Origin of the sequence: Enterococcus sp. GC34 (genome assembly GCF_040886645.1) — a bacterium.
In the GTDB taxonomy this organism is placed as follows: Bacteria; Bacillota; Bacilli; order Lactobacillales; family Enterococcaceae; genus Enterococcus; species Enterococcus faecalis.
On the sequence record NZ_JBFOEF010000009.1, the window covers coordinates 23144 to 44258 of the forward strand.

Annotated in this window: 16 protein-coding genes and 1 other annotated feature; of the genes, 7 read left to right on the forward strand and 9 right to left on the reverse strand. The window is 37.9% G+C overall.

Features of this window, described 5'->3' with window-relative positions; genetic code table 11:
- Window positions 1-57 precede the first annotated feature (57 nt).
- The 4 genes from AB3I72_RS10210 to AB3I72_RS10225 are packed head-to-tail and all read left to right on the forward strand — an operon-like array spanning window position 58 to window position 3087.
- Window positions 58-789, forward strand: a complete 732-nt coding sequence (locus AB3I72_RS10210; RefSeq protein ID WP_002377841.1) for an amino acid ABC transporter ATP-binding protein — start codon at window positions 58-60, stop codon at window positions 787-789.
- 34 nt (window positions 790-823) lie between these two features.
- Window positions 824-1651 carry a transporter substrate-binding domain-containing protein gene (locus AB3I72_RS10215; protein WP_002360586.1) on the forward strand — a complete coding sequence of 276 codons (828 nt, stop codon included), beginning with the start codon at window positions 824-826 and terminating at the stop codon, window positions 1649-1651.
- Window positions 1652-1696: 45 nt separating this feature from the next.
- Complete coding sequence (locus AB3I72_RS10220; protein WP_002366455.1) at window positions 1697-2410, forward strand: amino acid ABC transporter permease; 714 nt, start codon at window positions 1697-1699, stop codon at window positions 2408-2410.
- 11 nt (window positions 2411-2421) lie between these two features.
- Complete coding sequence (locus AB3I72_RS10225; RefSeq protein WP_002384721.1) at window positions 2422-3087, forward strand: amino acid ABC transporter permease; 666 nt, start codon at window positions 2422-2424, stop codon at window positions 3085-3087.
- Window positions 3088-3139: 52 nt separating this feature from the next.
- On the opposite strand, the gene pheT is transcribed toward AB3I72_RS10225, so the two are convergent.
- The 9 genes from pheT to AB3I72_RS10270 all read right to left on the reverse strand — a co-directional run bounded on the left by pheT (window position 3140) and on the right by AB3I72_RS10270 (window position 18565).
- Window positions 3140-5563: a phenylalanine--tRNA ligase subunit beta gene (gene pheT / locus AB3I72_RS10230; protein ID WP_002366454.1), complete on the reverse strand. Its 2424-nt coding sequence runs from the start codon at window positions 5561-5563 to the stop codon at window positions 3140-3142.
- A 7-nt stretch (window positions 5564-5570) separates the two neighbouring features.
- Window positions 5571-6617, reverse strand: coding sequence for a phenylalanine--tRNA ligase subunit alpha (pheS, locus tag AB3I72_RS10235; RefSeq protein WP_002358034.1), 1047 nt, complete (start codon window positions 6615-6617; stop codon window positions 5571-5573).
- 56 nt (window positions 6618-6673) lie between these two features.
- Window positions 6674-6892 (reverse strand) — a binding site (T-box leader).
- Window positions 6893-6935: 43 nt separating this feature from the next.
- Entirely contained in the window at window positions 6936-7280 is a 345-nt protein-coding gene (locus AB3I72_RS10240) for a helix-turn-helix domain-containing protein (RefSeq protein ID WP_002358035.1), read from the reverse strand.
- Between the two features lie 69 nt (window positions 7281-7349).
- Window positions 7350-11144 carry a helicase-exonuclease AddAB subunit AddA gene (gene addA, locus AB3I72_RS10245; protein WP_368023896.1) on the reverse strand — a complete coding sequence of 1265 codons (3795 nt, stop codon included), beginning with the start codon at window positions 11142-11144 and terminating at the stop codon, window positions 7350-7352.
- Window positions 11137-14727 (reverse strand): PD-(D/E)XK nuclease family protein, encoded by a 3591-nt coding sequence (locus tag AB3I72_RS10250; RefSeq protein WP_368023897.1) that lies wholly within the window; start codon window positions 14725-14727, stop codon window positions 11137-11139. Before AB3I72_RS10250 ends, addA begins: the two co-directional genes overlap by 8 nt.
- Before the next feature lie 110 nt (window positions 14728-14837).
- Window positions 14838-15386, reverse strand: a complete 549-nt coding sequence (gene lepB / locus AB3I72_RS10255) for a signal peptidase I (protein WP_002358039.1) — start codon at window positions 15384-15386, stop codon at window positions 14838-14840.
- 220 nt (window positions 15387-15606) lie between these two features.
- Entirely contained in the window at window positions 15607-16326 is a 720-nt protein-coding gene (locus AB3I72_RS10260; protein WP_002361597.1) for a lactate utilization protein C, read from the reverse strand.
- On the reverse strand, window positions 16319-17791 hold the full coding sequence (locus AB3I72_RS10265; RefSeq protein ID WP_002419849.1) for a LutB/LldF family L-lactate oxidation iron-sulfur protein: 1473 nt from the start codon (window positions 17789-17791) through the stop codon (window positions 16319-16321). The genes AB3I72_RS10260 and AB3I72_RS10265 overlap by 8 nt, the downstream gene beginning before the upstream one ends.
- A 12-nt stretch (window positions 17792-17803) precedes the next feature.
- On the reverse strand, window positions 17804-18565 hold the full coding sequence (locus AB3I72_RS10270; RefSeq protein ID WP_002360596.1) for a (Fe-S)-binding protein: 762 nt from the start codon (window positions 18563-18565) through the stop codon (window positions 17804-17806).
- Window positions 18566-18934: 369 nt separating this feature from the next.
- Between AB3I72_RS10270 and AB3I72_RS10275 the strand changes: the two genes are divergently transcribed.
- The 3 genes from AB3I72_RS10275 to AB3I72_RS10285 all read left to right on the forward strand — a co-directional run bounded on the left by AB3I72_RS10275 (window position 18935) and on the right by AB3I72_RS10285 (window position 21110).
- Window positions 18935-19222 carry a hypothetical protein gene (locus AB3I72_RS10275; protein WP_261998531.1) on the forward strand — a complete coding sequence of 96 codons (288 nt, stop codon included), beginning with the start codon at window positions 18935-18937 and terminating at the stop codon, window positions 19220-19222.
- Between the two features lie 179 nt (window positions 19223-19401).
- A complete protein-coding gene (locus tag AB3I72_RS10280; protein WP_002358046.1) occupies window positions 19402-19587 on the forward strand; it encodes a hypothetical protein in 186 nt (61 codons plus the stop codon).
- A 170-nt stretch (window positions 19588-19757) separates the two neighbouring features.
- A complete protein-coding gene (locus AB3I72_RS10285; protein WP_202578805.1) occupies window positions 19758-21110 on the forward strand; it encodes an amino acid permease in 1353 nt (450 codons plus the stop codon).
- Window positions 21111-21115: the final 5 nt, after the last annotated feature.

A 21115-nucleotide genomic window follows, 5' to 3' on the forward strand; every position in this document is an offset into this window, starting at 1 on the left:
TTTCTCACCGAATCCTCTGTTATCTTTTCTACCAAATGATTGCAAAGGAGACTGCCTATGATTTCTTTAGAACATGTAAATAAGTATTTTGGGGAGCATCACGTTTTAAAAGATATTACTTTAAATGTAGAACAAGGAGAAAAAATTGTCATTATCGGACCCTCTGGCTCTGGCAAAAGTACATTAATTCGGTGTATGAACCAATTGGAAAAAGTCAATGATGGTTCCGTCGTAATTGATAACATTGACATCACCAAACCGAAGGCACCCATTCAAAAGGTTCGCCAGAAAGTTGCCATGGTCTTTCAAAATTTTAACTTATATGCTCACAAAACGATTATTGATAATTTAACGTTAGCACCGATTAAAGTGATGGGCGTTTCCAAAGAAGAAGCGGTTCGTACTGGCATGGAGTATTTAGAACGGGTCGGCTTAGCTGATAAAGCTTCTGCTTATCCTTCGCAGCTTTCTGGCGGGCAGCAACAACGGGTCGCTATTGCTCGTGCCTTAAATATGCATCCTGAGATTATCCTTTTTGATGAACCGACTTCGGCACTTGATCCAGAAATGATTCAAGAAGTTTTAGATGTAATGGTCGATCTTTCCAAACAAAATATTACCATGGTTTGTGTCACACATGAGATGGGCTTTGCTCGTCAAGTGGCTGACCGTGTAATCTTTATGGATCAAGGAGAGATTATTGAACAAGGAACACCTGAACATTTCTTTACAAGCACTGAAAACCCTCGTGCAAAAGAATTTCTAAGCAAAATTATTCATAACGGGTAATGAATAAAAAAACAAAAAATTGGAGGAATGAACAATGAAAAAACAAAATAAATGGCTAGCTGGACTCTCCTTACTTGTATTAGCAGGCATCATTGTGGGCTGTGGTAGCGGCAACAATGACTCAACTTCCAAAAGTGCTTCATCAAACAAAACGGTCACAGTAGAACAATTAAAAAAAGCGGGGAAAATTAAAGTAGGTGTCAAAGAAGACATTCCTAATTTTGGCTATATGAATCCTGATACAAATAAAAATGAAGGAATGGAACCAGATATTGCACGCTTGATTGCGAAAGAAATTACCGGCAGCGAAGAGAATGTGGAATTTGTGGGCGTGACAGCGAAAACGCGCGGTCCCCTTTTAGACAATGGTGAACTAGATATGGTAATTGCTACATTTACAATTACTGATGAACGTAAAAAGACTTATAATTTTACAACTCCCTATTATACAGATGAGATTGGTTTCCTTGTGCGCAAAGAGGATAACTTCTCCAGTATGAAAGATTTAGACGGAAAAACAATCGGCGTTGCACAATCTGCTACGACAAAAGAAAACTTAGAGAAAAAAGCGCAAGAGGAAGGAATCAAATTTACTTATCAAGAATTAGGTTCCTATCCAGAATTAAAAACAGCGTTAACTTCTAAACGAATTGATGCATTTTCAGTGGATAAATCAATCCTATCTGGCTATGTGGATGGCAAGACAGAAATTTTAAAAGATGGTTTTTCGCCACAAGAATATGGAATTACCACAAAGAAAGCAAATACTGAATTAAATGATTATCTAAATGGTTTAATTGAAAAATGGGAAAAAGACGGCACACTAGAAAAAATTTATCAAGACTGGGGCTTAAAAAATTAATCATTCCTAAGACTTGAAGAATCAAAAATTTTAGGAGGGATTTTTATGTTTTTGTTAGCCAATATTTCCTGGCTTGAAGAAGGGCCATTTGCCTTATATCGTTGGGAGGCTTTATTTCAAGATTGGCGAATTTTTGGTCAGGCTTTTCTCTATACTATTCTGCTTTCTTTAGGAGCGATCTTAGTTGCCTTTGCTTTAGGTATTTTCTTTGGCAGTTTATCAGCGACCAAAAGTAAACTTTTACACGCAATTAGTCGTGTCTATGTAGAATTTTTTCAAAACACACCTTTGTTGATTCAATTTATCGTAGTCTATTATGGCTTTCCTCTGCTAAGCCCGCTGCTTTCATTTTCTATTACTACGATTGCCATTCTGTGTGTAGGCTTCTATCATGGCGCCTACATTTCTGAAGTGGTTCGCTCAGGAATCGGAGCTGTTCCAAGAGGGCAATTTGAAGCGGCTTACTCCCAAGGATTAACGTATGGTCAAACGATGCGGTATGTGATTTTACCACAAGCATGGCGGATTATGTTACCGCCTTTAACCAATCAAGTCGTGAACCTAATTAAAAATACGTCAACAGTTGCCATTATTTCTGGCGCTGACGTAATGTTTGCTGCCAATAGTTGGTCGTCTGTCAACTTGAACTACATTCCCGCCTTTGCGCTCGCTGGTTTCTTATATTTCATTCTTTGCTTCCCATTAGCGAATTTGGCTAGAAAAATGGAAGAAAAAAATAAGAAAGCATATAGTAGATAGGAGGAAAACAGATGCCTTTTTCAGAAGAAATGCGTCAATTACTGACAGCAAATAATTTTCAATTTCTATTTAACGGCTTAAAATTGACGCTCTATATTTCCTTCGTCTCAATTATTTTGAGTACGATTTTTGGCACCATTCTAGCCGTTTTGCGAAATCAAACCAATGGACCACTGAAGTTACTTGCCAGTATTTATGTAGAAGTAGTGCGTAATATTCCAAACTTATTGTGGATTTATGTTATTTTTTTGATTTTCAAAATCAAATCCACACCTGCTGGAATTGTGAGTTTTACTGTGTTTACCACCGCTGCTTTAGCGGAAATTATTCGTGGTGGTTTAAATGGGGTCGATAAAGGGCAAATTGAAGCGGCACGTTCTCAAGGGTTTTCAAATTGGCAAATTCTTTATCATATTGTTTTGCCTCAAGCCATTCGCAATGTTTTACCAGCGATCGTTTCTCAGTTTGTTACTGTCATCAAGGATACAAGTTTCTTGTATTCCGTAATTGCTTTACAAGAACTCTTTGGCAAATCTTATATCTTAATGGGGCGCTACGCACAAACAGGACAAGTATTCACTATTTACGGAATCGTCGCCCTTATTTATTTCATTATTAACTTTAGTATCTCACAATTTTCACGTTGGCTTTCACGAAATTGGGCGAAAAGTTATTAATGTAGTTAAAAACAGCGACAACTAAACATTTTTAGTTGTCGCTGTTTTTATTTTATCTTACTTCTACTTGATGTTTTTCAATTAGCGCTTTTTCAACTTTTTCCATTGAACGGTTAATTTCTTCATCCACTAATGTCGCTTCTGCATTAACGAAAGTTAAACTATACGCCATTGATTTTTTGCCAGCACCTAGTTTTTCACCTTGATATACATCAAATAAATGAATCTCTTTCAAATATTTACCTGCGTTATCTGAAATAGTTTTAACTAGTTCTTGATTGGTAACTGTTTCATCGACTAATAAAGCAATATCTCGAGAAACTGCTGGGAATTTAGACACTGCTTCATAAGTAACCCCGCCTGCTTCTGTGGCTACTAATTGTTGCAAGTTTAATTCAGCAACATATGTTTCAGGAATATCGTACGCTTTTGCTGTCGTTGGGTGAACTTGTCCGACAAAACCAACCACTTCATCTTCTAAATAAATCCATGCTGTCCGGCCTGGATGCATTTCTGGAATCGCCGTTGTCGCTTGGTAGCTGATTTTTTCTGTTAATCCTAAAACAGCTACAATACTTTCCACTAAGCCTTTTACTGTATAAAAATCAACGGCTGTTGCTTTTGTTTGCCAATCTTTAACCATTGTATTACCAGTTAAAGCAAGTGCTAAGTGATTTTCTTCTGTAGGTAAATTTTTTGTTGGATCTTCTGTTTGGTAGAAAACGCGTCCTACTTCGTAGAAGGCGATATTATTATTTTTACGTGCCACATTGTATGCGACATCATCTAATAAACCAGAAATTAAGTTCATACGTAACACAGAACGCTCTTCACTCATTGGCCATTGCAAACGTGTTGTTTGACTTTCTTTCATCATAAATTGACGGGATTTTTCTTCTGTTGTCAACGCATAGCTGATGGCTTCACTCGTACCATGACCTTCCAGTAAACTCTTTAATTGGCGCGTAACATGTTGTGCTTTGGTTAGACTTCCAGCAACTGTTTCTCCACTTGGCAATGTTGAAGGTAAATGATCATATCCATAAATGCGCGCCACTTCTTCAATAATATCTGCTTCAATCGCAATATCCCAACGTCTTGGTGGAATCGTAATTTCATAGGCGCCTTGATTTACTTCATAAGCAAAACCGAGTGCTTCAAAAATTTCATTCACCGTTGCTTCATCTAATGCAGTGCCTAAATATTGGTTGATTCGTTCTAAAGTCACAGCTACCTGTGCTTCTTTAACGGCCACTTCAGAACCAACTGCAGTGCCTGAGACCACTGTTCCGTTGGCTAACTCTGCAATCATCGCGGCTGCCACATCACAAGCTAGCCCAACTGTCGCTTGGTTGATGCCTTTTTCAAATCTACTTGAAGATTCACTCCGTAAATTGAATTGTTTAGACGTTTTGCGAATAGACAATGGATTGAACAATGCCGCTTCTAAAGCCACAGTTGTTGTTTCTTGACTGATTTCAGAATTAGCCCCACCCATTACACCGGCTAAGCCGACAGGCGTTTTTCCATTCGTAATGACGATATTTTCTTCTGTTAATTGACGTGTTTCACCATCTAATGTAATTAGTTCTTCTGCTGCTGTTGCTCGACGAACCAAGATTTCTTTACTATCTAATTTTTGGTAATCAAATGCATGCAATGGTTGACCAAATAATAATAAAATATAATTTGTCACGTCCACCACATTGTTAATCGGACGGATTCCTTCATTCATCAATCGATTTTGCAACCACTGAGGACTTTCTGCAATCGTCACATCTTTAATAACACGAATTTGATACGCTGGCGCATCTTGTGAATCTTCAACAGTTACTGTTACGTAATTTTCCACGTTATCTGAAGCATCTTCTTTGAGTTCGGGATCATTAAACTGAGGCGTTTGACGATAAATTGCGCCAACTTCATAGGCTACCCCTCTCATACTTAGTGCATCTGCACGGTTTGGTGTAATTGATAATTCAATAATCGCATCATCCATGTCTAAATAAGGGAAAACAGGTGTCCCATTCACTGCTTCTTGAGGTAAATAATAAATTCCTTCAGCGTAGGCTTTTGGTACGACATTATCTGAATATCCTAGCTCTTCTAACGAACAAATCATTCCGTTAGAAACTTCGCCACGCATTTTACCTTTTTTAATTTTTTGATTTCCTGCAATTCTTGAACCAGGTAACGCTACGATGACTTTAATTCCTGCTTTTACATTTGGCGCTCCACAAACAATTTGTGACAATTCTTCTTCACCGATGTCTACTTGGCAAATTGATAAGTGGTCAGAGTTTGGGTGAGGAACACATTCTTTTACTTCACCGACAACAATTTTCTTTAAGCCTTCTTCAGGTACAGCAACGCCCTCAACTTCGATACCTGTCACAGACATTTTGTCCGCTAATTCTTGCGGAGTAACGTTTGAAAGATTAACATATTCATTTAACCATTTATAAGAAACTAACATTTTTCAACTACTCCTTTACCTTGAATTGATTTAAGAAACGTAAATCATTTTGATAAAAATTACGGATATCATTTACACCATAACGTAACATAGCAACGCGATCTGGTCCTAAGCCAAAGGCAAAGCCTGAGTACTCTGTTGGATCAATCCCTGACATTTGTAACACATCTGGATGAACCATCCCCGCACCTAAAATTTCAATCCAACCTGTATGTTTGCAGACGTTACAACCTGCGCCGCCACATTTAAAACAGCTAACATCTACTTCGACTGAAGGTTCTGTAAAAGGGAAATAGCTAGGACGTAAACGAATTTTACGATCTTCACCAAACATTTTTTTCATCATGACTTCTAACGTCCCTTTTAAATCACCCATTGTGACATTTTTATCGACAACAAGGCCTTCAATCTGATGGAATTGGTGACTATGTGTCGCATCATCTGTATCACGACGGAATACTTTCCCAGGAGAAATCATTCGTAATGCACCTTTTGAAAAATCGTGTTTTTCCATTGTTCGAGCTTGAACTGGTGAAGTATGCGTACGAATTAACATCTCATCTGAAATATAAAACGTATCTTGCATGTCGCGTGCTGGATGATCTTTTGGTAGATTCATGCGTTCGAAATTATAGTGATCCGATTCTACTTCGTATCCTTCCACTACTTGATAACCCATGCCTAAGAAAATATCTTCAATCTCTTCCATAACTTGTGTCAAAATATGACGTGTACCTTGAGGCATTTGTTTTCCAGGTAAAGTTACATCTAAACTTTCTTCTTTTAGTGCCGCATTTAACGCTTCGTTTTCTAAAACAACTTTGCGCGCTTCAATTGCTTCGGTTAATAAATCACGAATTTCATTTGCAAAGCCCCCCACCACTGGTCGTTCTTCTGGTGAAAGGTTTTTCATGCCTCTTAGTACTTCGGTGATTGGCCCTTTTTTCCCTAATGTTTCTACGCGAATTTGGTTTAATTCTTTTAAAGTAGCAACTTGTGCGATTTCTTTGAGCGTATTGTCTCTAAGAGCTTCTAATTGCGCTTGTAATGTCATTATGCGTTCCCCTCTATCTTTTATTTAAACTAAAAAAAACGATAACCCATTCCTTTCAAAGGAACGAGCTATCGTGTTACCATCCTAATTCATAACAAATTGTTGTCATGCACTCATTTCATTTAACGGCAATTACCGGTTTGCTTTCTTCTTGAAAACAAACAAACTCAGGAAGTGAATTTCGCTTGGTGACTGTGTAAATCAGCTTCCAGTCTCTGGCTGACTCTCCCTAAAACACGTCAATTCAAACTACTTGTTTCCATCACTGTTTTTTTAGTTATTTAATTACGTTTAGTTTACAAGAAGTTTTGCTTGCGGTCAACTGCATTCTTCGTCTTTTACCCATTTTTCTGCCCAATGTTGAATTTGTTCCATTGCTAATTGCAAGTCTTCGCCTTTTTCGGTCAGGAAATATTCTAAGCGATTTCCTTCACCGCAACGAACAGCTTTGGTGATAATTCCTTCAGCTTCTAGTTCCTTCAATCGCTCTACTAAGACACGATCACTTAACATTGGAATTTTTTCTTTTAATTCGCCAAAACGTTGAGGACCTCGTTCTAATAAAACATCAATAATTAAACCATTCCATTTTTTACCAAGTATTGAAAATGATTTTTCAAATTTGGGACAAAGTACAAACGATTCTGTTTTTACTTTTTCCATCTTCCTCACCTCTTCAATGAGTATAGCACATCCCTTACAAAATGTAAGTGTTTCTGCTTCTAATTTTTTCTACTTTATAAAATCTACAACATTTCCTGTCTGCATGTCAATAATTACTCCTCCATTTAATAAAATTAAATAGACGTGCGACACCTCTTTATGCGTTGCCTCTTGTAGCGCTCTACGATAAAGATTCATCTGTCCGCGATACCGTTCGACAATTTCAGAAATCGCTTGGGGAGAGGTGCCTTTTACATGATCGGTTTTATAGTCATACAAAATGCATTGATTGTCTAATTCGATATAACCATCAATAATCCCATGAATTAATAAATCATCTTGTGTCGTTTCTGGATAATTTTGAATAAGCTTTTCTGCTTCAATCAGCATAGAAAAAGGTTGTTCCCTTCTAACGGTTTGATGGTGTTGAATCAATTGTTTTCCTAAGGCGGTGTCAAAGAAGGCCACGATTTGTTCCAGATTCATTTTTTCAGCAATTGCTGGTAAAATCAATTTATTTTCCACTAAACGTTCTTGAACAGCTCGCACTTCTTCATAAGAAGGTTGTGTACTTAAATCAATTAGTTGTAATAAATAATGAGTTGCTGTCCCAATTTCAGCTGCTGAGGGCGCTTGAACCGTATCTAAAAATTTAGGCTTACTTAAATCTCCTTCAATCATTCGATTGACAATCAACGGTTGCGCTTGAATAGTATTGTCTTCCCGAACCTCAATTTTACCAATTTCTTTGTTATCGGGGTCATCAAATACTCGCTTGATTTCAGAAACAGACTGATAACTGGTGGTCCGAGTAGCCACTTCAAACGGATAGTTGAAACTTAACCGTGCAAAGCCACGATTGATTTTGTCAGCAGATAATTGCGCTTTTTCGGCTAAATCCTCTGCTTGTCTTTCTGGCAATTGTAATTGCTGAATGGCTGCTCGTAGTTGTTCTTCGTTGAACCACTGAATATGAAAGTTAGCTGGGTGCTTTTTAACTTGCGGAACGTTACTTACCACTACTTCTTGCTGATATTCAGCGGCTTTTTGATGGCGTACCAATGTCATCCCAACCCAATTCATTAAACTACTTTTACTTTGCAAGCGATTTTCAGCTGGTAGCACCAGTGTTTCTACATCGCCAACTTTCAGCCACTCTTTCCACATCGCCGCTTGGTCTTTATAGGAGCCCACCAGAAAAAGTTTCTGTTCTGCACGTGTCAACGCCACATATAACTTCCGCATTTCTTCGGATAGTAATTTTCTCAATCGTACTTGTTTAATCGCCAAAAATGGTAAAGTATCGTACATAACTCGTTCTTCAGGTTGTAAATAACGAATGCCTACCCCTAAATTTTCTTCAAAGATATAGCGTTCATTCAAATCACTGACATTAAATTCTTTGGTCATATCTAAAACGAATACCACCGGAAATTCTAACCCTTTACTAGCGTGAATCGTCATGACGCGTACGGCATTCTCTTCACTTAAAACGACTGGTTCCGCTAAATCTTTGTCTTTTTCTTGCATTTTTTTGATGAAGCGAACAAATTGAAATAATCCGCGGAAGGTTGTTTTTTCATACGCCGCGGCCCGATCCACCAACGCATATAAATTGGCTTGGCGTTGTTTGCCAACAGGCAACCCGCCAACATAATCAAGGTAGGCCGTTTCCCGATAAATCGTCCACAGCAAGGTGCTAATCTGGTTGCGTCGAGCCTGTTCCCGCCATTTTTCTAATGATTCAGCAAAACGTATAGTTTTTTCCTGAACAACTGCTTCCTCCATGGTTGGTTCCATCTTTTGATTAAACGTTAAAAATGCTTCGTAGTAACTGGTTTCCTTATTAGCCAAACGAATAAGCACTAATTCGTTTTCTTTTAATCCAACAATTGGTGAACGTAACACAGCTGCCAAAGGAATGTCTTGATAGGGATTATCAATCAATTGAAGCAAGGCAATCATTGTACGAATTTCCGTTGCTTGGAAATAATTTTGAGCATCATTGACTTGAACTGGAATTTCTAATGATTTAAAAACATCTAAAATAGTTAAATTATTTTTCTTTGTAGGCGTTAATAAGACAATATCTTGATAAGTAATCGGTCGATCCGTTTTCAGCTTTTTATCATAAATTAAGAAATTTTGGTCAATTAATTCACGAATTTTCAAAGCAGTAACGTAAAGTTCCCCTTCTGTCTTATCTTCAATCAACAACTCAGGGGATTGTAATTCTGGAATTTCAACTGACTCTGTTGCTTTTTTTTCATAAATTAGCAATTCAGTTGAATAATCAGCCGCCTCCGAAAATTGATCAAAGCCATGAACCAAAGCGGCTGACTCATCGTAAGCAATTTGGCCCACTCGCTCATCCATTAATTGACTAAATACTAAATTCGTAAAGTCTAAAACGTCTTTGCGGGAACGAAAATTTTCAGCTAGAATAATTCGTTTACCCTCTTTGCCTTGCCTATACTGATTGTATTTTTCAATAAACAATGTAGGATCTGCCAAGCGGAAAGAATAAATAGACTGTTTCACATCTCCTACCATAAAAAGGTTTCCTTCTGTGCTAAGCGGACGGCGCAACCAATACAAAATAGATTCTTGTAATTGATTGATATCTTGGTATTCATCGACTAACACTTCATCAAATTTTTCGCGATAGTAAAGAGAGGCTTCTGATGCTTGCCAGCCATCTGCCTGATTTTTCGCTAAAATAGCTAACGTATAATGTTCTAAATCGTTAAAATCCACTAAATTTTTAAGCCGTTTTTCTGCGCCATAGGCCTCCATAAATTGTTTCCCCACGTGAGCCATTTCTTGAACAATGGGCGTGGCCTCTTTCAAGACTTGTTTCATGGCATCTGGAGAAAGTGTAAACAGTTGCTTTTTCAAATCATTTAACGCTTTTTTATTTTGTTCTCGTAACTGTTTGGCTTGTTCCGCGGTTGGTTTCAACTCTTCGGCACGAACTGTTGGATAGCGGTCAAAGCTTAACAATTCAGTCAAATTATAGGCGCTTTCTAAATCATTTCTCTCTAAAAATTGTAAAAATTGTTTTGTTTGTTCCTTTTCATTTTGAGCTAAATACCAAATCTTTTGAAGTTTCTCTTCGCCCTCTGTTAAGGTCACCATTTCTTCGTAACGCTGAAGAGTTCGTTGTAACGTCTCAACGGCTAGCGGTTTTAAATACGTCTGAAATAACGTTGATTCGCCTAGCTGATTCCCTACTTCGTAGGCTTGTGTTAAGCCATTAATCCACGCCTCTGGATCAGGATTGGCTTTGGCAAATTCATAAAAAGAAAAAATTAAGTTAGTGAGTCCATCATCACTACGGTCATTGGAAAAATTCGCTGTTAATTGGTAAAATTCTTCTTGATTTTCCGCATAAAATTGTTCACGTAATGCATCCCAAACATCTTCTTTTAATAACAATGTTTCTGTTTCATCTGTTAACATCCGAAAAACCGGATCTATGTCAATTAAATAATAAAAACGACGAATAACAGTTAAACAAAAGGCATGTAACGTGCTAATATTGGCTGTTGGCATAAGAGCAATTTGACGAGAAAAATGCCGTCTTCTTTCTGGATCTTGTTCTTCATTCATTGCCTTTTGTAAAGCCACTTGGATCCGTTCTTTCATCTCACGGGCGGCGGCTTCAGTGTACGTCACAATCAAGAGACGATCGATATCGACGCCGCTTTTGACTTTTTCAATGACACGGCGGACTAAAACGGTGGTTTTTCCTGAGCCAGCCGAAGCAGAAACTAAGATATTTTCATCGCCATCAAACACCGCTTGCCATTGACTGTCGGTGAATTGCTCATTGGCTGGACGTAGTGGAATTGTTTTACTCATCTTCGGTTGCTCCTTCCTCATCTTTGTTTAACAAGCGCGCCATAATTTCCTCTTTGGATAAATTCTCAATACGATGATAATTATTTTCTTTTAACATCACATCAAAATCACAGACACTTCGAAACGGACAATAGCGACAAGCAATCCGTTCCTTGCCTTGATAAGCGGGATTAAGTTGAACTTCGCCGCCAATAATTTGGTTCCCCGCTTCAATAAATTTATTTCGGTTATGGGAAAGCAACGCGCCTAATTCTGGTTCTGTCACAAATTTATCTTCTTGGCGACGACCAGGTTTAATTTGTTCTTTGGCGGATTCTTCAATTGGAAACAGCAACGAACTTTGTTTGGCTTGCAGACTCGTATCTAAATGATCCAATAAATCTGGGTCTTTCATCAAAAGACCATCAAACTGATATTTTTTAAGCATTTGTTGTTCAATGTCGTCTTTGCCTTCATAAGATAACGTAGGATTGTGTACATGCAGATAAAGTGAGCCAGCAGGTTTAGCTTCTTGACCAACTAATTGCACAGCATCCATTAAAGCCACATCCAAGTACGTCAGCATTTGCATGGCTAAGCCGTAATACGCTTCTGTCATATTAAATTTACGGTGACTCGATTTATAATCAATCACACCTAAATAGGTTGATTCGGGGGTAACCAATTGATCAATCCGGTCGATTTTTCCCCGAACATGAATCTTCCCTTGATTTTTTAATGGTAATTCCAAACCAGAAATTCCTTTTTTAGCGGCAATTTGGCCAAATAACACTTCCGTTTGAACAGTCGTCATGCCACTTCGTTGGCTTTGGCGTTTCAGCGCCCAACTGACTTTTTTAATTGTTTGACTCAATTGATAGCGAATATAGTTCATGCGACTAGAGGTCGTTAATACAGAAAAACGCGCATCCCCTAAGATGCTATTTAGTACTTCCTCCGCCAATAAATTGACTTCCTGATCGGTTAGCTCAGATAAGTTCCGTTGATTCATAATCAATAATTTAAAGAACTGATCCAATGCTTCATGGAAAAATTCCCCTGTAGCTGCTGGCGAAAGCTCAAAGACATCTCTTTCTTTCAACCGTAAGCCATAGCGAGAAAAGTATTGATATTGACACCGATAAAAACTCTCCATCCGAGAAACGGATGTATAAATATCTTTACCATATAAAGGTTCTGCTAAGACCTCATCAATCTTTTCAGGAATATTTTGATGCGTTAAACTTTCGAAAACTTGCTTGGCTAGCGGCGCAATTGATTGGTTCATTAGCGCTTTTTCCATATTTAACCAGAAAGGCAACAATCCTTCTTGTGTTTCTTTCCGTTGTCTTTTCAAACGCGTTAATTCACCGATTAACGTCCGATACGTACTAATATGGGCTAAACTGGTCGTTTCATCATCGAAAATGGTTGTTTCATTTTTTTCAAAAACGGGCAAGTTTAAATCTTTTTGGATATTTTTAAAATAAGGAGACGGTTTGACTTCTTGAGCGGTGTCTTTAACACTTGGATAGGTTAAATATAACCGTTCTCGCGCTGAAGAAAAGACGAGATACGCAACATAAGGTTCTTGCGCAATTTTGCGTCCGGTTGTCCCACGTAAATATTGGTTTTCCGTTAACGTATCATTGATTGTCTGCCGTTCTTCATCAGACAATAGTGTTTTATTTTCAATCTTTTGTGGAAAAATTTCTTCCGTCATCCCAATAGCAAAAGTAACCTTGGCAGCGCCAGGTCGAGTTAAATCCATTGCGCGAACTTGTACTTGGTCAATCGCTGTCGGCACTTTACTATAGTGCAAACCTTCCAAGCCACTAACAAATATTTCTTGAAACGTTGTAAAATCAAACGAACTTTCTCCGTAAACAGTGACGTATTCATCTAGTAACGACATCAATGCATCCCAAGTCTGTTCATGGTTACGAGCTGTTTCTAATTGACCGGCTTCGATAGCTTGTAAGCGCCACATTTTTAATTGTGTTGCCACACCACTTTGCAGTAAAAAGTGATAGAAGACGGTCGCTGCTTCCAAACCAGTTTTGGCACTTATCATTGCTTGAAAGTAACTAGGTAACAGCCGTTGAAGCGATTGACGAATCGCATTTGACTCTTCTTCCATCGTAGCGACATCTTCTTGCTCTTCCGCTTCAAAATCATACCGAATAAATTCCCAATCTTTTTCTTGCGACCAATAATAACCTTCATAGCCGTATGCCAGGACCACATTTTCGGTAATATCAACTTTTCTACGCCAAGCATTCCGTTGGTTTAACCAATCAGTCAAGCTTTCTTCAGAAGTAGCGAGTTGATTCATTGGCATAAATAATTCCGTTCTCAAAAAACGGAGCACATCGCGATAACGATAATTGTACGAATGAATAGCAAATAAAGATTCAATCCATTCGACTAAAGGGTGCCGATCCATAGCCATATCTCGGTCGACATAAACAGGAATCTCGTGTTCCGCAAAAATCGGTTCTAATAAATTTTCATAACAATCTAAATCACGAGTCAACACCTGAATTTCTTTGTACCGATACCCTTCTTCCACTACTAAACGGCGAATTTCGGTTGCAACATGTGTTAATTCTTCTTTAACGTTTTCTGCACGCCACAGAAATAAGCCATCGCCCCTCCAGTCAGATGTGCTTAATGGAGGCAGGTGTTCTTGTGATTGAATCCAATAATCGTTTAATCCTTGCAAGTCTGGATTTGTAATTAATACCTCTTTCTTTTCCACATAATCTGAAAGAATCGGGATTTGCTTCTGCCTTGCCAGTTGATAAAGCTGATGATAGGTTTGTCCCGCTTCATAAAATAACGACCGCGGATCAGGTAAGTCATGCGGATATTGTTTGTCCAATAAAAGGGCTACTTTCACAGAACCTGCTTGCGCCATTAGTACTTCAATCAACTTTAATTCTCTGGCGGTAAACTGCTGATAGCCTGAAATAACGAATTGAACATTCGACAAATCAACCGTTTGTAAATACTCGCTTAAATGTTGAATAATCTCCGCTGATTCATAGCCATACTGACTCATTTGTAATTGGAATCGCGTAAAAATTAACGTTAAATCTTGAAACTTAAGTTGTAAATCTTGTCCTTTAGGGTTCTCCGTTTGTTTTTCTAAAAATGGATAAAGCTCCGCAATTTCAATATTGCCTTCGCGCATTTCTTGATAAAGCTGAAATAGTTGCTGAATAAAGCCAGGCTTGTTAATTTCACCTCTAAAAATTTGTAACTCTTCTTCTGCTTCTACTAAAATTTTGCGAAAAATCATCGCAGCACCTGCGTCAGATAAAACATCTGCCGAGTAAAAAGGTGTATGTTGTAAATAGTACCAAGCCAAACGATAAAAACTAAAAACCTGCAGACGGGTACTGGTTATTGAATCAGACGTAGTTGTCTGTAATTGACGTAACTTTTGCAAGACTTGAATTTCTTGCTCAAACTTAATATGGTTCGGGACTAAATAGAATACTTCATGCTGTGCGTCTTCCTCTAGCCATTGTTTTGTCGCCTGTATAAGTGGCGCTTCTAAATCTGCCACAGCGGTTCCTCTAATAAACTGCACACTCATGGTTTCACATCCTTTTCCTTTGCACTGCCTTTATTTTACCACAAAAGAAGGACGGAAACATGTGTTTGTTTTTACACATTTCCGTCCTTCTCTTTTACTCATTGTCTCTTTTATTGTTTTGACACTTCTGGTATTGGACCAAACCGTGAGAAGGGCCACATCACAAATTTCACTTCACCCAAAATATCTTTTTTATGAATAAAACCAATGACACGACCGTCTTTTGAATTCCGTCGATTATCACCTAAAACAAAGTAGCTATCTGCTGGTACTTTTTCTTTTAATGAAAAATCGCCTGTCAAAGGTTGACCATCTGTTAAGGCTTTTTTAAATTCATCTAAATAGGGTTCGTCAACTTCTTTTCCATTGATGTACAACGTATCATCCTTGTACGCAATTGTATCTCCAGGTAAACCAATCACACGTTTAATATAATTTTTATCTGGTTCATCTGGCGCTGGGAAAGTAATAATATCGAAACGATTAATTTCTGTGTTTTTTAATGTAATTACCCGTTCACCATCTGCTAACGTTGGATCCATTGAATGACCTCTCACTACGACAGGCGTAAATACAAATTGTCTCAGTAAAAATAGACCCAAAGCTAAACAGGCAAAAAAGACTACTGTTTTAATTAATTCTTTTGATTTCAAACTCATTCCTCCAAAAACCTTATTATACTTATGTCTCATATTCTACCACAAAGTAAATCAATCCTATAGTGCTTAACACTCAATTAATTTTTATGTACGTTTTTTTACAAAATGATCAGAAAAAAAACGTATTTCTTTCAAATTTGATTCTTACTTTTTTGATTCTGCTCATAAAAAAAGCATAATCAATTCTAAAAAGGGCTGAATTGATTATGCTTCTAGCATTTTAGCGATCCATCACAACCACGTAACAAACTTCTAAAGGACCATGCAACCCGACAACCAGTTGCATTTCAATATCTCCTGAATTAGAAGGCCCTGAAATAAAGTGAATCGCTGAGCCGATTTTTTCGCCTTTTTCTATTTTTTCTGTATAAAAAGCTGCTGGCTGAGTCGAACGTGGAACGAGTTTGCTAAACGGTATAATTGAAATGTAATGCTTCGGTAAAAAGTGTAAAGCTCTGCCTTGCCCCGCATTGGACTCCACCACAATCGTTCCTGATTCAGCTAGTAAAAACTCAGCAAAGGCAATCGCGATATTTGCCTGAGCAGCTGTTTGAATATTCGCTTCTCGTTGCTCACTTCCAGGTTGCCATTGCTTAACAGAAACAGCCTCTAATGACTTAGCTAAATCAGCTAATCCATAAGCTTCAAAACGTGCATCTGTTGGCAATAAAAGATTGCCTCCACCGAACTCAGCAACAATTTGCTGAATCGTCGTCAGTAAATTTTCTTGTGTAGTTTCCACTAAGTTCGTGTGAATCGTTTCCACACGTTCTTTCACAATCGTTAATAGCTCTGCTGGTGTTTTATCTGCCAACTGTTCTTCTGGTAAATGATTAACTGGCTCAAATGGATGAGCCGAAACAGGCTGTTTTTCTACGCCTAATTTTTCTCGTAGATTTTGTAAAAAAGGTTCTCGATTTTGAATCGCTTCATTAGTCATTTTTTTCACCTTCTTGATGTTTTTTGAACCAACTTCTGAAGTTTTCTGAAGATTTTGGTGGTCTTGGCAAATCACGAACATCGGTCCAACCTTTTACTAACCCTGGTCCTTTATCAAGGTAGCCCCCATGATTGTACATGTTTTCAACAGTAATTTCTTTTTGTTTACTTAAAATGCCCGCTGCAGCATGATCGACTTTCATGGCTGCTTTAAACATTGCTGGTGAACCAGTGGCTTTGCCTACCATACGCATTTGGAAATCTTCAAATCCATGTTTCATTTTCAGATCATCGGTCATCACTTTACGATGTTCAATTAATAATTCGTGCAATGGAATTTTCACAGGACACGTTTCCGTACATGCCCCACAAAGACTAGACGCATAAGGCAATTCCCCAAACTGTTTATATCCACCCAAAATTGGAGAAAGCACAGCACCAATTGGGCCTGGATAAATAGAGCCATAACCGTGCCCACCAATATGGCGATAGACCGGACAAACGTTCAGACAAGACCCACAACGAATACACTGTAAGACTGGCTGAAAGGCTGTTCCTAACGCTTTTGAACGCCCGTTATCCAAAATGACCACGTGAAATTCTTCTGGACCATCGGATTCATCCGCATTTTTTTGCCCGGCAAACGTCACATACGTTGTTAAATTTTGACCAACGGCACTTCTGGCTAAAAGGTTATCTAAAACCTCTGCTTCACGCATTGTTGGTACGATTCTTTCCATTCCCATTAACACGATTTGTGTCTTAGGAATACTGATGGTCAGATCAGCATTTCCTTCATTTGTATTTAAGTTAATTAAGCCGCTATCCGCAATAGCGAAATTACAACCTGTAATGCCAATCTCCGCTTCCAAAAAGAATTTGCGCATCACTTCTCGTGCACAGCGTGCCAAATTTACCGGGTCATTATCCCCTTGATATCCTAATTTTTTCGCAAAAACCTGACGAATCTGTTCGCGATTTTTATGAATACTTGGGAAAACAATATGTGACGGTTCATCCCAGTCATCCATTTGTAAAATGAATTCCGCCAAGTCTGTTTCCATCACACTAACATCGTCTAATCCCAATAACATTGGATCTATATCGACTTCGGTCGTCACCATTGATTTAGATTTCACAATTTTTTTCGCCTTTTTTTCTAGAACCACTTGTTTCACATATTCATTGGCCTCTTCGGCGGTTTGAGCAAAAAAGACTTTGCCACCTCGTTTGGTAACGTTATCACTGAACTCTTCTAAATAGTCAGGCAGATACTTAATTGTATGTTGGCGAATTTGTTCTCCCAGTTCACGCCATTGTGGCCAATTGCCTAAAGCTTCCCGCGCACCTTCTCGTTTCTCCCATTGGGCATCTTGTGCTTTGGCGACAGCCTTTTGCATAAACACATCTTTTTTACTTTCTTCAATTCGTTCACTTAACGGCTTATTGCTCGTTGATAATCCCACAGTTCTTCCCCCTTACCCTACCGATATGATTTGTGGTTGGTCCATGCGTGCTTCATCCACTTCGTGATTAAGGACTTCTGCAATGTGCATAATCTTAATCTTTTTCCCATCACGATTGAATTTACCCCCGATATTCATCAGGCAACCCATATCCGCACTAATTAAAATTTCTGCGCCCGTATCAATCACATCGTTCATTTTTTCCGTCACCATTTGTTCAGAAATAGCTGGCATTTTCACTGAAAACGTTCCGCCAAATCCGCAACAATTTTCAAGATGTCCTAAAGGAATCATTTCTAATCCTTTCACATGATCCAACAAAACAAAGGGTGATTCTCGTTCATTTAAAATTCGCGTCATATGACAAGAACGATGATAAGTGGCTTTCCCATATAACGTTGCGCCAACATCTTTGACCCCTAAGACACGATAAAGAAACTGACTAAACTCGTAAGTTCGCTCAGCTAAACGTTGTGCTTTTGGCCCATAAATAGGATCATCTGCTAAAAATTTGTGGTATTCTTTCATCATGCCGACACAAGACCCCGCAGGTCCCACCACATAATCGGCACCGTCAAAACTATCAATTTGATTCTTAAGCGTTGTCGTGCTCTCTGTCACATAACCACTATTGTACGTTGGCTGACCACAACACGTTTGGCTTGTTGGTAAAACCGTTTCACAGCCATAACGTTCCAAAACCTCTACCATTGCTTGCCCTACATTTGGAAAAAGTAGATCCACCACGCATGTCGAAAATATACTCACTTTCACGCAAAATAACCTCCTCGTTTTCTACGAAAAGGCTCCATGAAATTAATTGGGCGGCTGTCATTAAAAGTCACTTGGCTGTCGTCTCTAACTACTTCACAGTGCCTTTTCAACAAATACGTTATTTGTAACAAAAATCGTTTTTTAAAATGATTCTTATACAATAATTATTTTACCAGTATCTGGTTTTAACAGCAAACGATTCCAGAAATTTTGTGCATTTTCACACAAAAAAGGAGGCTTTTTTATAAAAGTTTCTTTTAACCCCTTTGAAATTCGTTTTTTCTGAAGAAAAGAGTGACGAAATTTTGAAATTTTGGTAAACTAAGAAAAAACGAGAAATGAGGGCCATGCATGTTCATTTCATTTAACATGTTTATTCTATTAATTGTTGCAACGATCCTAATGATTTTTCTGATTATCTATTTGACAGTCACTGGAAATGATAAAAATAATAAAAAGAAACAAAAGAAAGAAACAAAAAGAACTACGCCAACTTTAAACAAAAAAACAGCTGTTCCCCCATCTCAGAAGCCAAATGTTGTGACTGATGTTGCAAAAAATAGCGAGCCGGAAAAGCAAGCCGTGCAACGTACACAGCAACCAACCACTAGAGAAGACGAGACTTCTCAATTTACACGAAGCCAACGTCATAAATGAAAATGGGACATAAGTCGAGATGACTTATGTCCCATTTTCTAATTCTTAAGATAATCAGCTGAACAAAAATCCGCTAGTTATTTCACTTTTTCTTTTAATTAATGATAGTTTATTCTTCTTTTCAGGTGTATACTAAATGATTGAAAAGAGACTTTAACTAATTAGGAAGAGGTGATTTTTTGTCTGCAAAGCGGTTTATTCAATTATTCATTTGTTATGCTATTTCAATGATTGTCGCAATACTTTTAACGGACTTATTTAATTTCTCGAGTCCTATAGCTTATTTAGTAGTGGCTAGTATCATCGGCTATGTAGTCATTACTGTTCCATTAACAATTATGACTCTATTAAAAAATAAAAATTAATAAAAAAATTGAGCGATTTTAATCACTTAAATTGCTCGATTTTTTTATTTTCATAATATTTTTCACTTATTTTTTCATTTTCATTGACAGAATAGTTGTAATTGTCAGAAAATTGTATATAATAAAGAAAGTTATTTTCATATTATTTTTTTCAATTAAAGGAGAATCCTATGAGTGAAACACAACAAACAACCTTAAAAAAACAATTAAGCTCGCGCCACATTACGATGTTAGCCTTAGGGGGAGCGATTGGCGCAGGTCTTTTTAAAGGAAGTGGCGAAGCAATTGGTATTGCTGGTCCTTCTGTTTTAATCGCCTTTCTAATTGGCGGTGCTGTTCTCTTCATCGTCATGAGTGGTTTAGGAAAACTCGTTTTAGATGGCGGAGACACACATCATGGTTTGTCTGGCTTAGTTCGACCATTTTTAGGTGCACATTCTGCTGATTTTATTGATTGGGTTTATTATTCCATGTGGACAATTAATATTATCGCAGAAGCGGTTGCCGCAGCTTCCTTTTTACAACTTTGGTTTCCTAATATTCCTGCTTGGTTTTTTGTTTTTATTTTAGCTATTTTAACGACGCTCATTAATCTTTACTCGGTTCGTTTATTTGCAGAAACAGAATATTGGTTGGCGTTTGCTAAAATTAGTGTCATCATTTTGTTAATTATTTTTGGTGTTTATCTGGTGGGACAACAAATGCTAGGCAGTGGTGTCTTCCCTACTTTACAAAGCATCACCGATCATGGTGGCTTCGCCCCACAGGGCATGAAAGGTATTGTTAATTCTTTATTAGTAGTTATTTATTCTTATGGCGGTTCAGAATTAATCGCGATTACTGTCAGTGAAGCAGATGATCCTAAAAAAGCCATTCCTAAAGCGATTCGTGGTGTGATGGGACGGATTATTTCCTTCTATATCATTCCATTATTCTTACTTTTGATTATTTTCCCTTGGAATACATTAGCAGGCACAACGGTGAGTCCATTTGTTATGGTTTTTGAAAAAATGAATATTCCTTTTGCTGCTGACATCGTAAATTTTGTGATTATTTTAGCCTTGTTTTCTTCTATTAATTCTGGGGTATACGCCTCTTCTCGCCTTTTATATTTTCGCTTAAAAGATAAAAAAGGACCTATGAGTAAACTTGCGGTTTTAAACAAGCACCAAGTACCTCAACGTTCAGTTTTCTTCTGCGCTAGTGTTTTATATCTGGGCGTTATTCTTTCTTACTTTGTTGGCGATGAATTATTTGGTTACTTAGCCGGTTCTCTCTCTTACACTGTCTTGCTAATTTGGATTTTAATTAGCGCTGCGGCGTTTGTTCTGTCTTTAAAACGAGGGTCTCTCTTTGAAAAAAGTATTAATCTCCTTGCTTTAATCATTTTAGGTCTCATCTTTATTGGCATCTTATTTACGAATTCGTTAGGCGTCACTCTTTTAACAGGCCTATTGTACTTTGTTATTTTCTTTAGTTATCGTAAGAAAAATGATTCCTTTCTACTCTCTGATGAAAGCTAAATAGA

Coding starts and splice junctions, on each gene's coding strand:
- AB3I72_RS10210 (WP_002377841.1), top strand. CDS start 58: ATGATTTCTTTAGAACATGTAAATAAGTATTTTGGGGAGCATCACGTT.
- AB3I72_RS10215 (WP_002360586.1), top strand. CDS start 824: ATGAAAAAACAAAATAAATGGCTAGCTGGACTCTCCTTACTTGTATTA.
- AB3I72_RS10220 (WP_002366455.1), top strand. CDS start 1,697: ATGTTTTTGTTAGCCAATATTTCCTGGCTTGAAGAAGGGCCATTTGCC.
- AB3I72_RS10225 (WP_002384721.1), top strand. CDS start 2,422: ATGCCTTTTTCAGAAGAAATGCGTCAATTACTGACAGCAAATAATTTT.
- pheT (WP_002366454.1), bottom strand. CDS start 5,563: ATGTTAGTTTCTTATAAATGGTTAAATGAATATGTTAATCTTTCAAAC.
- pheS (WP_002358034.1), bottom strand. CDS start 6,617: ATGACATTACAAGCGCAATTAGAAGCTCTTAGAGACAATACGCTCAAA.
- AB3I72_RS10240 (WP_002358035.1), bottom strand. CDS start 7,280: ATGGAAAAAGTAAAAACAGAATCGTTTGTACTTTGTCCCAAATTTGAA.
- addA (WP_368023896.1), bottom strand. CDS start 11,144: ATGAGTAAAACAATTCCACTACGTCCAGCCAATGAGCAATTCACCGAC.
- AB3I72_RS10250 (WP_368023897.1), bottom strand. CDS start 14,727: ATGAGTGTGCAGTTTATTAGAGGAACCGCTGTGGCAGATTTAGAAGCG.
- lepB (WP_002358039.1), bottom strand. CDS start 15,386: ATGAGTTTGAAATCAAAAGAATTAATTAAAACAGTAGTCTTTTTTGCC.
- AB3I72_RS10260 (WP_002361597.1), bottom strand. CDS start 16,326: ATGACTAATGAAGCGATTCAAAATCGAGAACCTTTTTTACAAAATCTA.
- AB3I72_RS10275 (WP_261998531.1), top strand. CDS start 18,935: ATGTTTATTCTATTAATTGTTGCAACGATCCTAATGATTTTTCTGATT.
- AB3I72_RS10285 (WP_202578805.1), top strand. CDS start 19,758: ATGAGTGAAACACAACAAACAACCTTAAAAAAACAATTAAGCTCGCGC.